The sequence below is a fragment of the Aminobacter sp. P9b genome, from assembly GCF_045345995.1.
Classification (GTDB): Bacteria; Pseudomonadota; Alphaproteobacteria; order Rhizobiales; family Rhizobiaceae; genus Aminobacter; species Aminobacter niigataensis.
Map to the genome: position 1 here is coordinate 321,364 of NZ_CP150082.1, position 12,662 is coordinate 334,025.

14 protein-coding genes are annotated in these 12,662 nt (G+C 61.7%); 8 read left to right on the forward strand and 6 right to left on the reverse strand.

Translation table 11 applies throughout. The annotated features are described in order from the left end of the window. Positions 1-64 precede the first annotated feature (64 nt). The 5 genes from WHT83_RS01640 (at position 65) to WHT83_RS01660 (ending at position 3,285) form a co-directional block, all read left to right on the forward strand. Positions 65-850 (forward strand): SDR family NAD(P)-dependent oxidoreductase, encoded by a 786-nt coding sequence (locus tag WHT83_RS01640; RefSeq protein ID WP_406872782.1) that lies wholly within the window; start codon positions 65-67, stop codon positions 848-850. Between the two features lie 140 nt (positions 851-990). Beyond that, positions 991-1,164 (forward strand): hypothetical protein, encoded by a 174-nt coding sequence (locus tag WHT83_RS01645; RefSeq protein ID WP_318763548.1) that lies wholly within the window; start codon positions 991-993, stop codon positions 1,162-1,164. Between the two features lie 26 nt (positions 1,165-1,190). Next, positions 1,191-1,790, forward strand: a complete 600-nt coding sequence (locus tag WHT83_RS01650; RefSeq protein WP_406872783.1) for a DJ-1/PfpI family protein — start codon at positions 1,191-1,193, stop codon at positions 1,788-1,790. A 184-nt stretch (positions 1,791-1,974) separates the two neighbouring features. Further along, positions 1,975-2,691, forward strand: coding sequence for a YafY family protein (locus WHT83_RS01655; RefSeq protein WP_108606590.1), 717 nt, complete (start codon positions 1,975-1,977; stop codon positions 2,689-2,691). 159 nt (positions 2,692-2,850) lie between these two features. Continuing rightward, positions 2,851-3,285 carry a GFA family protein gene (locus tag WHT83_RS01660; protein ID WP_108606589.1) on the forward strand — a complete coding sequence of 145 codons (435 nt, stop codon included), beginning with the start codon at positions 2,851-2,853 and terminating at the stop codon, positions 3,283-3,285. 54 nt (positions 3,286-3,339) lie between these two features. Here WHT83_RS01660 and WHT83_RS01665 read toward each other — a convergent pair whose 3' ends face one another. The 5 genes from WHT83_RS01665 to WHT83_RS01685 all read right to left on the reverse strand — a co-directional run bounded on the left by WHT83_RS01665 (position 3,340) and on the right by WHT83_RS01685 (position 8,088). After that, positions 3,340-4,143, reverse strand: coding sequence for a class I SAM-dependent methyltransferase (locus tag WHT83_RS01665; RefSeq protein WP_406872784.1), 804 nt, complete (start codon positions 4,141-4,143; stop codon positions 3,340-3,342). Between the two features lie 181 nt (positions 4,144-4,324). After that, positions 4,325-5,017: a DUF1013 domain-containing protein gene (locus WHT83_RS01670; RefSeq protein WP_108606587.1), complete on the reverse strand. Its 693-nt coding sequence runs from the start codon at positions 5,015-5,017 to the stop codon at positions 4,325-4,327. 224 nt (positions 5,018-5,241) lie between these two features. Beyond that, positions 5,242-5,730: a heme-binding protein gene (locus WHT83_RS01675; protein ID WP_108606586.1), complete on the reverse strand. Its 489-nt coding sequence runs from the start codon at positions 5,728-5,730 to the stop codon at positions 5,242-5,244. Between the two features lie 114 nt (positions 5,731-5,844). After that, positions 5,845-6,435: a response regulator transcription factor gene (locus WHT83_RS01680; protein ID WP_406872785.1), complete on the reverse strand. Its 591-nt coding sequence runs from the start codon at positions 6,433-6,435 to the stop codon at positions 5,845-5,847. Between the two features lie 66 nt (positions 6,436-6,501). Then, positions 6,502-8,088, reverse strand: a complete 1,587-nt coding sequence (locus WHT83_RS01685; protein ID WP_406872786.1) for a sensor histidine kinase — start codon at positions 8,086-8,088, stop codon at positions 6,502-6,504. A 265-nt stretch (positions 8,089-8,353) separates the two neighbouring features. Here WHT83_RS01685 and WHT83_RS01690 point away from each other — a divergent pair, with 265 nt between their 5' ends. After that, positions 8,354-8,767: a RusA family crossover junction endodeoxyribonuclease gene (locus WHT83_RS01690; protein WP_406872787.1), complete on the forward strand. Its 414-nt coding sequence runs from the start codon at positions 8,354-8,356 to the stop codon at positions 8,765-8,767. Further along, positions 8,764-9,396 carry a hypothetical protein gene (locus WHT83_RS01695; RefSeq protein ID WP_406872788.1) on the forward strand — a complete coding sequence of 211 codons (633 nt, stop codon included), beginning with the start codon at positions 8,764-8,766 and terminating at the stop codon, positions 9,394-9,396. Before WHT83_RS01690 ends, WHT83_RS01695 begins: the two co-directional genes overlap by 4 nt. Positions 9,397-9,452: 56 nt before the next feature. Here the strand turns inward: WHT83_RS01695 and WHT83_RS01700 are convergent, their stop codons facing one another. Further along, complete coding sequence (locus WHT83_RS01700; protein WP_406872789.1) at positions 9,453-11,393, reverse strand: ATP-binding protein; 1,941 nt, start codon at positions 11,391-11,393, stop codon at positions 9,453-9,455. A 794-nt stretch (positions 11,394-12,187) separates the two neighbouring features. On the opposite strand from WHT83_RS01700, the gene WHT83_RS01705 reads away from it, so the two are divergent. Next, positions 12,188-12,484, forward strand: coding sequence for a hypothetical protein (locus tag WHT83_RS01705; RefSeq protein WP_406872790.1), 297 nt, complete (start codon positions 12,188-12,190; stop codon positions 12,482-12,484). The last annotated feature ends 178 nt before the right edge of the window (positions 12,485-12,662 follow it).

The following is a 12,662-nucleotide window of genomic DNA, read 5'->3' on the forward strand; positions in this document are numbered from 1 at the left end:
CCCGCCCTTCCCGCCACTGTCCGCCACTGGAATCGCCTCGCGGCAACAGTGACAGGAGCGGAACATGAGGCTCGACGGCAAGACGGCAATCGTCACGGGCGGCGCCAAGGGCATCGGTTATGCCGTTGCCGAGCGCCTGCTCAGCGAAGGCGCGCGCGTCGTCATCGCCGACATCGACCAGGAACAGGGCGACGCAGCCGAGCGCGACCTCGCCAAGCTCGGCAAGGCGCGTTTCGTCCGCGCCGATGTCGGCAAGCGCCTCGACGTGCACAATCTGGTGGCCTCTACGATCGACGCATTCGGCGACGTCGACGTTCTGGTCAACAATGCCGGCATCGACCACCAGGCCGATTTCCTCGACCTCACCGAGGACGATTTCGACCGCGTGCTCAGGGTCAACCTCAAGGGTGCCTTCCTCGCCGGCCAGGCTGTGGCCCGGATCATGGTCGAAAGGGTCACGGCCGGTGGTGCGCCGGGCTCGATCGTCAACATGTCGTCGGTCAATGCCGTGGTCGCGATCGCCGACCAGGTGCCCTATGCCGTGTCCAAGGGCGGCATCGCCCAGCTCACCTCCGTCATGGCGCTGGGCCTTGCGCCCTACGGCATCCGCGTCAACGCCATCGGCCCCGGCTCGATCTCGACCGACATGCTGGCGCGCGTAAACGCCGACCCGGCAGCGATGGCGCGCGTCCTGTCACGCACGCCGCTCGGCCGCATCGGCGAGCCTGGGGAGATCGCCGCGATCGCCGCTTTCCTGGCTTCCGACGACGCCAGCTACATCACCGGCCAGACCATTTTTGCCGATGGCGGGCGGCTCGTGCTCAACTACACGGTGCCTGCCAAGAGCTGACCGAGGGCGGCAGGCGGGCTTGTTGGAATGCAGAGTGAGACAGGCCTGAACTGAATCTCGATACACCGACCGGCTCCTGACAGAGGGCTGTCAGGAGGGCTGTGCGATACTCCTCCCGTAAACGAATTGGAGGATCAGTCATGAGCTCGTTCAACCCCGACATCTTCCGCGCGGTCAGGCACTATGCCGGCAAGATCAGGACCATCCACAACGAGATCCGCACCGAGCGATTCCTGAACTCGCTCCCCGCCGATCTTCGCAAGGACATCGGCTGGCCCGACCGCTTCGGCTCGCGCCGAGCCGACAGCAACTGACAGGGCTGGCAGGAAAGGACGCACCAATGACCGCCTCGAAAACCATCGGCGTTCTCTTCATCGAGGGCTACGCAGACTGGGAATACGGCATGCTTGCCGCCTCGGCGGTCGAGTGGTTCGGCGCACGCGCCATTGCGATTTCGCCGCACGCATCGCCGCTGACCTCCATCGCGGGCTTCCGCCTCGATGCCGCACGCGGTGCCAATCCGGCGGAAAACCAGGATCTCGATGCGGTTGCGGTCATCGGCTCCGACGGCTGGGCGGCGAAGGATGCACCAGACGTTTCGCCGCTGCTCAAGGCGGTGGCCGCGCGCGGCGGCGTGGTCGGCGGCATCTGCGCCGGCACGCTTGCGCTCGCCCGTGCCGGCCTCTTCGCAGACGTCGGCCACACCAGCAACGGCCGCGACTGGATCCTCGGCCATGAGCCCGCTTATGCCGGCGCTGCGAACTATCGCGATGTGCCGCATGCGGTTGCCGACAACAACATCGTCTCGGCGCCGGGAACCTTCGCTGCGGCCTTCCTTGAGGCGCTCTATCCCGAGCAGGCCGGCCAGATCGGCGAGATGCGCGTCATGTTCGCGCGCGCGCATGCCATGGTCACGCGCGAACATGGTGACGGCTCCTGACAATACGCTGTCAGGAGGCCTGTGCGATGATAGAGTGAAGAGGTTCGCGTTCCGAGGTGCTTGGCTTTGCTCGGTGCCGAGTACGAGATGGCACGCCGGACCGGCTTTTTGACCACGCGCATTGTCATCGACGCAAGGCGCCCCCACTTGGCCAAGAACAGCGCGAGACCTTGAGGGGTAATCGATGAGACGCGCCGACAGGCTGTTCCAGATCGTACAGCATCTCCGAGGTGGCCGCCTGGTCACCGCGCACAAGCTCGGCGCGTGGCTCGAGGTCTCCGAGCGCACGATCTATCGCGACATCGCCGACCTGCAATCGACGGGTGTGCCGATCGATGGCGAGGCCGGGGTGGGCTACATGATGAGGGAAGGGTTCGACCTTCCGCCGCTGATGTTCACACGAGACGAAATAGTAGCCCTGGTTGCCGGCGCCCGCATGGTCCGCGCCTTCGGCGGTGCCGCCATGGCGCGTGCCGCCGACGAGGCGCTGGTCAAGATCGGTGCGGTCCTGCCGGACTCGGAAAAGGACCGCATTGCCCGCACCGAGATCCACACGCCGATGTGGGTCGTCTCCGACGCCGACCGCGAGGCGATCGACCTGATCGAGCGCGCCGTCGAAAAACGACAGGTGCTCAAGCTCGATTACAATGACGAGGCCGGCCGCGGCTCGGCGCGCGACGTGCGTCCGCTCGGCCTGTGGTTCTGGGGCAAGGTCTGGACGCTGATCGCCTGGTGCGAGATGCGCAACGATTTCCGCGCCTTCCGCATCGACCGCATCGCCTCTGTCGACTCCGCCGGCCGCACCTTCAAGCCCGAGCGCGGCAAGCTGCTGGTCGATTATTACCGCAGTGTCGAACGCAGCGAATCCTTTGGCACTCCCGATCGCAATTCCCGCGGCTGACGCATCCTCCCAGCGTCAGCCTCTTGAAAAGCCCGGCCAGAAGCCGGGCTTTTTTTTACATTGGCACAAGCGATGATCAGGCCCGCATCCTTGATGTTGGGAAGGGTTCAGTCCAGTTGGGGCGCGCCGAACAGTCCGGCAACAGGAGACATCGCCGACATGAACATGGACATCCACGAGATCAACGGCGCCTGCCACTGCGGCACGGTCCGCCTGCGCGTCAGGCTGTCGGACGGCCTGCGCAGCGCGCGGCGCTGCACTTGCTCCTACTGCCGCATGAAGGGCGCCGTCGCCTTGTCGGCCGACCTTGGCGGCGTCGATGTCCTGGCTGGCGAAGAAGCGCTCACCATCTACCAGTTCAACACCATGGCGGCGAAGCACTACTTCTGCTCGAAATGTGGCATCTACACCCACCACCAGCGGCGGTCGAACCCCAACCAGTACGGTGTCAACGCCGCCTGCCTCGAGGGCATCAGCCCGTTCGACTTCACCGAGATCCCCGTCATGGACGGCATCAACCATCCCTCCGACCGGAAGGGCGGCACATCAGGGTCGGGAATCGCCGGTACGCTGAAATTCATCGCCACTGAATAGGTACCAACGCCAGCGTTGCAATCCGCGCGCCGGCGGCTGAACGCATCCTGCCGCTCAGCCTCGCCTGCTTGCCTTGACCATCCAGGCTCGTGCAGCAAGGCTGATCGGGCCCGTTGCCCCCAGGCGCTCGGCCAGCCGCGCCTTGAGCCTTGCCCTGTGATCCTCGGTCAGGCTCATGCAGTAGCCGGGTGCCGGACCAGCGCCCAGCGTGAACGGTTGCCAGAACGCCTCGAAATCCTCGAACCGGGTTTCGATCTCGACCGGCGCGATGGCAACCTCGCGCCAACCGGCCTCCCGGCACAGCGCCAGCAGCCCTTCCCTCGTGCAGAACGGAAACCGGACACCTTCGCCGAGCTTTGCCGCATCCGGATCGATCTCCACGGCAGCCTTCCAGAACGCGTGGATGAAACCGATGCCGCCGCCGGGATAATTCCAGACATAGAACGACAGCAGGCCGTCCGGCTTCAGCACCCGCTGCATCTCCGCTAGTGCCGCCGGCCTGTCGGGAATGAAGTTGAGCACCAGCCCCGACGTGACGACGTCGATGCTTGCCGGCTGCGCCGGCAGCTTCAGCGCATCCGCCACCTCGAAACTGGCGCGCCCGTCGCCAATCGCTGCGCGGGCATGCGCCACAAAGTCGGCCGACGGATCGATGGACAGGATCGAGCGCGGCGCGGCACCTGCCAGTATGGCTGCAGTCAACGCGCCGGTGCCGCAGCCGATCTCCAGCCATGCGGCCTGCCCGGGCGGCGATAGCCAGGCGACGAATTTGTCGGCCACCAGCCGGCTCCACCGGCCCATGTAATGCTCGTAGCTGTTGCCGGCACTCCAGGCGTCGAATGCAGCGGAACCGCTCATCTCCGACCTCGATGTTTCAGGCGAATTTTCCTGAGACAACCATGCCCCCTCGCAAGCGGGCTCGGCAAATCAAAACACCCGGCCGCCGTCGGGCGCCCGGCCTTTCGGCCACAAAAAAAAGCCCGCATATCGCGGGCTTTTTTAACTCTAACCCGCACCAAGTCGCGGGCGACGAAAAAGACTATTCCTCGTCTTCGTCCGGGGTCTTCGACTTGAGCGCCGACAGCTTGGCGAACACCGCGTTGGCGTCGAGTTCCTTGTCCTCGTCCTTGGGCGAGGCCTGCTCGGGCGTCAGGCGCTCGGTCAGCGAGGCCGGCAGCAGCGTATCGCCGGTCGGCGCCGGGGCTTCACGGCCGCGCGAGGCGCGCTGCACTTCGATGTCGAGGTCGATCTGCGAGCACAGGCCGAGCGCCACCGGATCGAGCGGCGTCAGCGTCGCCATGTTCCAGTGCTTGCGCTCGCGGATCTGCTCGATCGTTGCCTTGGTCGTGCCGACCAGGCGCGAGATCTGCGCGTCCTTGAGCTCGGGATGGTTCTTGACCAGCCAGTAGATGGCGTTCGGGCGATCCTGGCGCTTCGACAGCGGCGTGTAGCGCGGGCCCTTGCGCTTGCTCTCGGGCACGCGGACCTTGGGGTCCGACAGCTTGAGGCGGTGGTTGATGTCGCCCTCGCCCTTGGCGATCTCGGCGCGCGTCAGCTGGCCGGTCATGATCGGGTCCATGCCCTTGATGCCCTGGGCCGATTCGCCGTCGGCGATGGCCTTCACTTCGAGCGGGTGCAGCGAGCAGAACTGCGCGATCTGGTCGAACGAAAGTGCCGTGTTGTCGACCAGCCAGACAGCGGTCGCCTTGGGCATAAGCAGCGTATTGGCCATGCGATATATCCTCTTCGCTCGCCCGCGTCCCTCACGCGGGCGGTGGATCAAGACCACCAGAAATTGGGAAATTCGGCCCGTATATAGACGTATTCGCCCGCCACCGCAACGATTTTGGAACTGCCCGCAAACGCGCCGTTTCGCCCGCCATGCGACGCAAAAAGCCCCGCCTCCTGGTCTCAGGAAGCGGGGCTTCGTTGTGCCGGCAATGGTGCCGGACAGGCTTACTTCAGCTGGTCGGCGACCTTTTCGATGGCCGCAACAGCGCACGCCTCGTCGAAATTGCCGCCGGGTGCGCCGCCGACGCCGATGGCGCCGATGACCGCGTCGCCGGCCTTGATCGGCACACCGCCGGCCAGCACCAGGAAGCCGTCGATGTCGACCAGGCCGGCCGCACCCGGGTTCTTGGCGACGTTCTCGGCCATCTTGCCGGTCGGGGTGCGCGACGAGGCCGAGGTGAAGGCCTTGTCCTGTGCGGCCGAAACCGTGTGCGTGCCGGCATTGTCGGCGCGGACGAGTGCGCGCAGCACACCCGCGCGGTCAACCACGGCGGCGGTCACGTTGTACTTGTCGGCAGCACATGCGGCGACCGCGTTCTGGGCGATCTCGACGGCGAGGCTCGACGAGATGTTCTTCTCGGTCAGCACCTGTGCGGAAGCAGCACCGGTGATGGCGACGGTGGCAGCGGCGGCGAGGAAAATGCTCTTGATCATGACCTGTCCTGATGTTGCTCGGGAGAAAGCGTCTTGCTTGCCCTGAGACAGAACTACGCCGATCCCCCGCCCGGCAGAATCCGCGATGCCACCACCCGCCCTAGGTAATGCTACCTACTTCTCCTGAAGCGTCAGCCTAACGAACTCGGCCACCGAGCTGGTGCCGAGCTTCTCGGCGATCTTCGCCCGGTGCGCGTCGATGGTGCGCACCGAAACCTCGAGCGCCGTCGCCACCTCCTTGCTCGCCCAGCCCCGCGCCACCATGTCGAGCACCTCGCGCTCGCGCTCCGTCAGCCTAGCCAGCAGCGCGCGCGCCTCGCGCTTTTCCAGCCGGGCGTCGAGGCTCGAAAACCCCTGCTGAAGTGCTTCGACCAGCACCTCGCCATCGACCGGCTTGGTCAAGAAATCCTGGATGCCGGCCTTGAAGGCGCGCCTGCAGGCGACAACGTCGCCATGGCCGGTGATCATCACCGTCGGCCAGTCGATGCCGCGCTCGGCAAGCCTCTGGTACAGCTGCAAGCCGGAAACCTCGGGCATGCGCAAATCGACCACCAGCACGCCCGGCTTGGCCTCGTCGACATGCGCCAGGAACGTCTTGGGGTCGCCGAAAGTCTCGACCGATATCCCATAGGTGCCGAGCAGGAACGCCAGCGCATCGCGCACCGCCTCGTCGTCGTCGATCAGATAGACCTGGTACCTGCTCATGCGCCCACTCCCCGGAGCACCGCGCGTCCTGCGGACGCGCAAAGGACGCTCCGGCACTTGTTGAATCTACGCATCGTGCTTCCCGAAAATCGATTCCGATTTTCGGGCCGATGCGTGGGGCAACGTAATCACGAACCGCGCCCCGCCACCCGCGCCATTCCCGGCCTCGATCCGACCGTCGACCCGCTCCACCAGCGTCTGGCACAGCGACAACCCGAGCCCCATGCCGTCGGCCTTGGTGGTGAAGAACGGCACGAAAAGTTTTGGCAGCACGTCGGCCGCGATCCCCGGCCCGTTATCCGCCACCTCGATCTTCGCGTCTGCGCCCACGATCTTCGTCGCGATCGAAATCCGCGCCCCAGCGGTCCCCGCACCCTCCAGCGCATCGGCCGCGTTGCGGATCAGATTGTGCAGCACCTGCTCCATCTCGATTGCGTCGACCACCGCCTCCGGCGCCTCCGCCGCAAGATCGAGCTCCAGCTTGACGCCGCGCCGTTCGAGATCGGCTGCCGTCAGTGCCACGATCTCGCTGACGATCCCGTTGAGTGCGCTCGGCTTTGGCTCCGGCGCCTTGTTGGAGGCATAGTCGCGCATCCGCTTCAGCATCTCGCCGGCGCGCTTGGCCTCGCGCACATTGACGTCGAGCGCCTGCGTTATCAGCCCGAGATCAGGTTTTTCCGCACCCGCAAGCCTGAGCGCCGCCTGGCTGCGGCTCAGCACCGCCGTCAGCGGCTGCGTCAGCTCGTGCGCGATGCCGGACGCCAGCTCGCCCATGGCGTTGACGCGCGAGGCATGCGCCAGCAGCGTCTCCCGCTCCTGCAACAGCGCCCGCGCCTCCGCCTGCCGTGCCACTTGTTGCGATTGTTGCGCCGCCGCCCGCTGCCTGAGCGCAAACATCAGCGCAAACGACGCCAGACCGGCCAAAGCTGCAAACCCAAGCAACGACCGCAGCGGCAAAAGCGCGTCGAGCGGCAAGGGCCGGTCGAGCGAAAGCAAAATCTTCTGCCCCTCGCCGTCGATCACCTTTTCGAAATGCGGTGCGGCCACAAACGAAGCGCCCGCGCCCAAAGCCTCCTCCGCCGGCAGGTCGAGCAGTTCCTGCCCGTCGAGCGTGAGCCTCAGATGCGCCCATTCAGGCCGCTCCTCCGGCTCCAGCAAAAGCGCGGCATCGATGCCGAACACCAGCACCGCATCCGAAGGTGCGGGCGCCCGCTTGGCCAAGAGATACCGCCCGTTCCCACTCGCATGCACGCCAATCTTGCCGCGCAGCTGTTCGCTTATCGCCCCGCGCAAAGGCGCAAGGTTCTCGCCCCCGCCCTCCGGCACCTCGACCAGCATCCTGACCCCGCCCCCCGCACCGAGGCTTGCCCCAGCCGCCGCCCCCGGGCCGGTGCTGCCGCCACCGCCATCGAACGAAACCAGCGCGATCCAGGCGATGCGCGGATAAAACCTTGAAATGCTCTCCATCACCTGCCGCACGGCGCCCAAAGGTGCTGGCTCCGCCCCGCTGGTCAGCGCGATCAGGCTGGTCATATGCGCATCATGCTGTGCTGCCCGCTGCGAAATCAGCCGGTGCAACGTCCGCCCCGTCACCTCCAGCTCACCCGCCAAACGTGCCTTGGACGTCTCCACCGAATAGAGCGCAAACGCCAAAAGTGCCGCGATCCAGAGCGCGAGGCCGAAGAGCCAGGATTTTGAGAGGGGTGAGGTCACGCTTTCAGCCCGAAACGCGCCCCTAGTGGCCGGGCGATAGGAGAACTATAGGAGATGCGGATTGCGAAGAGACAGCAGAGTGCTCCACAAATGCGCGGACAACAACGACACTTTCCTTCCGATCTTTGGCCACGCACATGATGACAGGCAGCACACTGGTATCCTAAGTTAAGAGACGGCATCGGCGGGAGAGTGCATCAACAGCATGGAAATAGAGTTTCCGATTGAGTTTCTAGTGCAAGGGACGCCTGTTTCGCTTCAAGCGAAGAAGGCCGCGTCGCGCGATGAGTGGAAAGAACGTGTCAAGGAGGCCAGCCGGACGAGTGTGCCTAACCCACACCTTGCGTCAAACGACCGTATGTCGGTAACACTTTTCTACCTACCGCCTGAACGAATGCAGGGTGATATTGACAATATCGTCAAGCCAATTCTCGACGCGCTTTCTCGTCATATATACATTGACGACGTACAGGTTGAACGGGTTGTTGTTCAGAAGTTTGAACCAAACAACGTTTATACATTCGAAAATCCGACCACGAAATTTTCTGAGGCTCTCGATGCTGAGCGACCAGTACTTTATGTAAAGATTTCCAACAACCCGCACGAGGACTTTAGATGAGTGATTCCGTTGCTGAAGCCGAACTCCTACAGCGACTGATCCCTGAGTTGGAAGGCGAAGGCTATGAAGTGTTCGTCCAGCCAAATCGGAAACTCGTGCCATCTTTCATGCAAGGATATCAACCCGATGCAATCGCGCTGAGGGGCGACAAAAATCTTGCAATTGAAGTAATAAGTCGCGGCTCGCCGAATTCCCAACGCAAGTTGGCACAAATATCCGAAATACTGAAAGGTCAATCTAGATGGGATCTGCGCGTACTTTGGATTGAAGACGGCCGTGAACGAAAAGCACTGCCTATTTCATCTTTTGAAACTATCCATTCCCGCTTGGACGACGCTAGAAAAATCGTCGCGATTGGGCAACCCGAAGCCGCACTGCTCTTGGCATGGGCGAGCTTTGAGGCTCTAGCAAGAGCCACATTGCCGGATTATTTCGATCGCCCTCAAACGCCGGGCCGCATAGTGGAGACATTGTCGGCCAAAGGATACTTTACGCCATCTGAAGCAGACAAGCTTCGCAATTTTGTAAGATATAGAAATGCAATAATTCACGGAGACATTGGCCAGAAAATTCCTGGCGAAGAGGTTTCAACCTTTATCGATATCCTTGAGACAATCCTGCCAGAATGAAATGGCTTCGCGACTTCCGATGAGGTCGCAGCCGCATTTAAGCTGAGATTGCCATCTCAAACCACGCCAGTCTCCGCAAAAAGACTCTTTTGTCGGGGCTCTCTAGGGGCGACGAATGCTTCGCCGTCGATACCATGCTCTCGCATGAATGGCGCCGATACAAGTTTCTCTCGGAGACCCAACATTCTTGCTTCGGCTCGCCGGACGAACTGGCTGTAGAGCAGCGGCTGGATCACGACCCTACCATCCCATTCTTCACGTTTTCCAGTCTCGCTAGAGTCGATCCTCGACCCAAGCACAAAACAGTCAACCCTTGTAGCCGGAGTAACAAACCCCTTCTTGATTAACTCTTTCACGTAACGCCAAGGCTGCTCCTTTTGCTCACTTCCGATTGGCACGCTTGCCTTCTTGATTTCGGCGATCACAAGTCGTCCAACGCCGCTTACCTCATGATTTTCGTCGTAAGAGTCTCTCCCGTACAGCCCCACTGATCCATCCGGCAGCATGACAAAATCTGGGCGAAGTAAGCTCCCCTTTTCGTCCGAACCGAACAAATCGCGGATGACTGTAGTCATCCCCCTGTTGCTTGTGAACTCGAGCGACTCGAACTCGGGGCCAAAGACCCAAAGGGATTTTTCGATCAGAGGCTGAAGATCACCGACTTCGTCCATCAACGGGTCATTCAGTTTCCGATCGAGTTCCTCGATCAGCTTCAACCTGCCTTGGATTTCGTCCAAAGCATCTTTTGCAAGGCGAACTGTCCAATCTTCGAGTATCCGATGCAGCGTATCGAGATCTCCGGCGGGCATCTCGTGCAGCTTGCCGATCAGCGCATACTTGCTGGTCGACAGTTCCAAGTTGGCAAGTATCCCAGCAAGTTGCTGCACTTCGTCCGACGTGATGCTCTGGCACTTGTCCACAACCTCGTCGACAAAGTCATCCCAACGGGCTCGACCAACCGGAGTCAGCTTTCCCACGGTGTAAGCAAAACTCTCTCGTATCGCCTCCTTGGTTTCTTCACGTGCTGCGGATCCGAAAGCCGACAAGAAATCCAACACCGCCGTGTGCACAGCGGATCGAGTCGCCTTCCACGCGTCACTGTTCGGACGGAAAGCGGACCAGTCCTCAAGAACATGGTCTTCGAGAAAGTCCGCTTGGACGATAACCTGAAAGCGTTTCGCTTCGGTTTTCCGACCGTCCAACAAACGCTCCTGATCGAACGCGATCCAACTAGGCGTGCCCACAAGACGGCTATTTACACGCCACGCAATACCGTGATGACGAGTAGTTTTGTCGGCCCTTATCGCATCGACGACGATAAGATGAGCCATCCCGTATGGCTCGACCGGAACGTTGATCTCCCTTAGTTTGACACTCGGCAGATCGTCAAACGTTACCAAAACTCCGTCGACGTAGACGCGGAAATTAGGGTCAGCAAGGAAGCGTGTTCCGATTACCTCCTTAACTTCATCAACGGTCAATGCGACCCCCTCAGCGAGGCCGGTGGCCGCCACGGTCGTGCCGTGGCCCTCAACGCCGTCCTCGCGATAGATCAGAGCAACATCGAACGGATTGGTGACACCTCGACGTATTTCGTAAGTGAGAGCGACACCGTCACGCCAAGTCGTAACAGTATAAGGATCCGAAAACCGAAAAGCTGCATGTCGTCCACGGCCGTTTCGGCCGTAAACTTTTCGCGGGCTCAGTCTGGATATTTCTTCTGGAGGATCGACTACGTTGCCGTCTTCTGAGACGCGGTTGTAGTCTAGCTTTCGCCATCGCTTCTCGAACATCGGACCGGTCATTCCCTTGCCGTTGTCGGATATTGAGAATAGCGTTTTGGAGTGCCGATCCGGCCAAGTGATCTCGACGTCTGTTGCGTAGGCGTCCCACGCATTTGCAACAAGTTCGACTATCGCGGTGGCTGTATCTGAAATTATGGTTCCAGCATGTCGATCGAGAAACCGCTCGTCAAACAAGACACCGTCAGCCACCATGCCGCCCCCCCCAAATAGACCACACTTTTTAGTCTGTTTGGGCATCCTCGTCTACGAGTTTCACGCTCAGGCGCACAAGAACATTGCGCTATGAATTTAATGTTGAACTGTATGCATTTCTTGCTTAGCACTGCGCAACATCCATTGAGCGCACTCCGAAATTCTTGAATTTAGGCGGATTACTCAGACCGGCAGACCTAGCCTGCAGCTACGGGCGGATGTTCATTTGTAATGCACACCTCGGACGACATCCATTCACTCGATCGAAATTGCCCAAAAGAGCAATACGCCGTGGAAAAGAAATGGATCTTTTTACGATAGATCCTTTGAGGGCGTACTTGACGGCTTAGGCTATCACATTGAATCACTTTGGTATTTTTGTGAAGCTTCGAGCATGATCGCTTGCCTTTGAAAATTTTCTTTTCCACACCCCTTCGCACCTAGCGGATAATCCCCGCATCGCCCTCAGGGAACCCGGGTCATGAACCGGATGCCTGGGGAGGGCGACGGCGTCCGGGCTGGCAGGGGATACGGTGCCCCTGCTGGGTGATGAGCCCCCAAGTCCGGGCCTTGCGGCGGCTGGCGGTGAAAGCCGAGGCGTCTGAGCGGGGCAAGAGCGCTGGCGGACGCATGGCTGCGCGTCACGCACTAGCATCACAGAGACGCAAGGCCATGCGTCCGGTTCCCAATCCCGGCTTCATCGGCGCGGGACACTTGTGTGCGCCCAGATTTCCCCAACCACCCCTGCCCGCGCCCGAAAAGACCCGCGCGAGCCGACAACCGGAGACCTCTTCATGTCGAGGAAACGCAAGCAAGAGATCGAAATCATCGACCCGCCGCTGCCGGGCTACGGCCACCTGCCCTATTCCATGCACAACGCGCTCGTGCTCGCCGTCAGCATCGCAGCCACCATGGAAGGCGCGCACAACAAATGCCAGCGCCGCGAATGCCGCAATTTCGGTCGCTGCCGCGCCTCGCCGACCGAATTCGGCCGCGCCGGCTTCTGCCCGGTGCCGCTCAGCCGCGCCGCCGACCGCCGCATCGAGGGCATGTTCCTGTTTGTCCTGCAACTCGCCAATGGCTGGCGGTGACGATTGGCAAGCCCCCCTCATCCGGCCCTTCGGGCCACCTTCTCCCCGCTGGGGAGAAGAGGCGCGCGGCGGCGCCTCAGGCCTCCTCGCCCGGCGCTCTTCTATCAGCTGTGTAGCATTTTCGCCACACCCTGTAACTCTTCTTGGTGGAGCGGGTTCTCCGCTTTCCAACGAACCC

Coding starts and splice junctions, on each gene's coding strand:
- WHT83_RS01695 (WP_406872788.1), top strand. CDS start 8,764: ATGAGTGATTCCGTTGCTGAAGCCGAACTCCTACAGCGACTGATCCCT.
- WHT83_RS01645 (WP_318763548.1), top strand. CDS start 991: ATGAGCTCGTTCAACCCCGACATCTTCCGCGCGGTCAGGCACTATGCC.
- WHT83_RS01670 (WP_108606587.1), bottom strand. CDS start 5,017: ATGGCCAATACGCTGCTTATGCCCAAGGCGACCGCTGTCTGGCTGGTC.
- WHT83_RS01660 (WP_108606589.1), top strand. CDS start 2,851: ATGAACATGGACATCCACGAGATCAACGGCGCCTGCCACTGCGGCACG.
- WHT83_RS01700 (WP_406872789.1), bottom strand. CDS start 11,393: ATGGTGGCTGACGGTGTCTTGTTTGACGAGCGGTTTCTCGATCGACAT.
- WHT83_RS01650 (WP_406872783.1), top strand. CDS start 1,191: ATGACCGCCTCGAAAACCATCGGCGTTCTCTTCATCGAGGGCTACGCA.
- WHT83_RS01690 (WP_406872787.1), top strand. CDS start 8,354: ATGGAAATAGAGTTTCCGATTGAGTTTCTAGTGCAAGGGACGCCTGTT.
- WHT83_RS01640 (WP_406872782.1), top strand. CDS start 65: ATGAGGCTCGACGGCAAGACGGCAATCGTCACGGGCGGCGCCAAGGGC.
- WHT83_RS01655 (WP_108606590.1), top strand. CDS start 1,975: ATGAGACGCGCCGACAGGCTGTTCCAGATCGTACAGCATCTCCGAGGT.
- WHT83_RS01665 (WP_406872784.1), bottom strand. CDS start 4,143: ATGAGCGGTTCCGCTGCATTCGACGCCTGGAGTGCCGGCAACAGCTAC.
- WHT83_RS01680 (WP_406872785.1), bottom strand. CDS start 6,435: ATGAGCAGGTACCAGGTCTATCTGATCGACGACGACGAGGCGGTGCGC.
- WHT83_RS01675 (WP_108606586.1), bottom strand. CDS start 5,730: ATGATCAAGAGCATTTTCCTCGCCGCCGCTGCCACCGTCGCCATCACC.
- WHT83_RS01705 (WP_406872790.1), top strand. CDS start 12,188: ATGTCGAGGAAACGCAAGCAAGAGATCGAAATCATCGACCCGCCGCTG.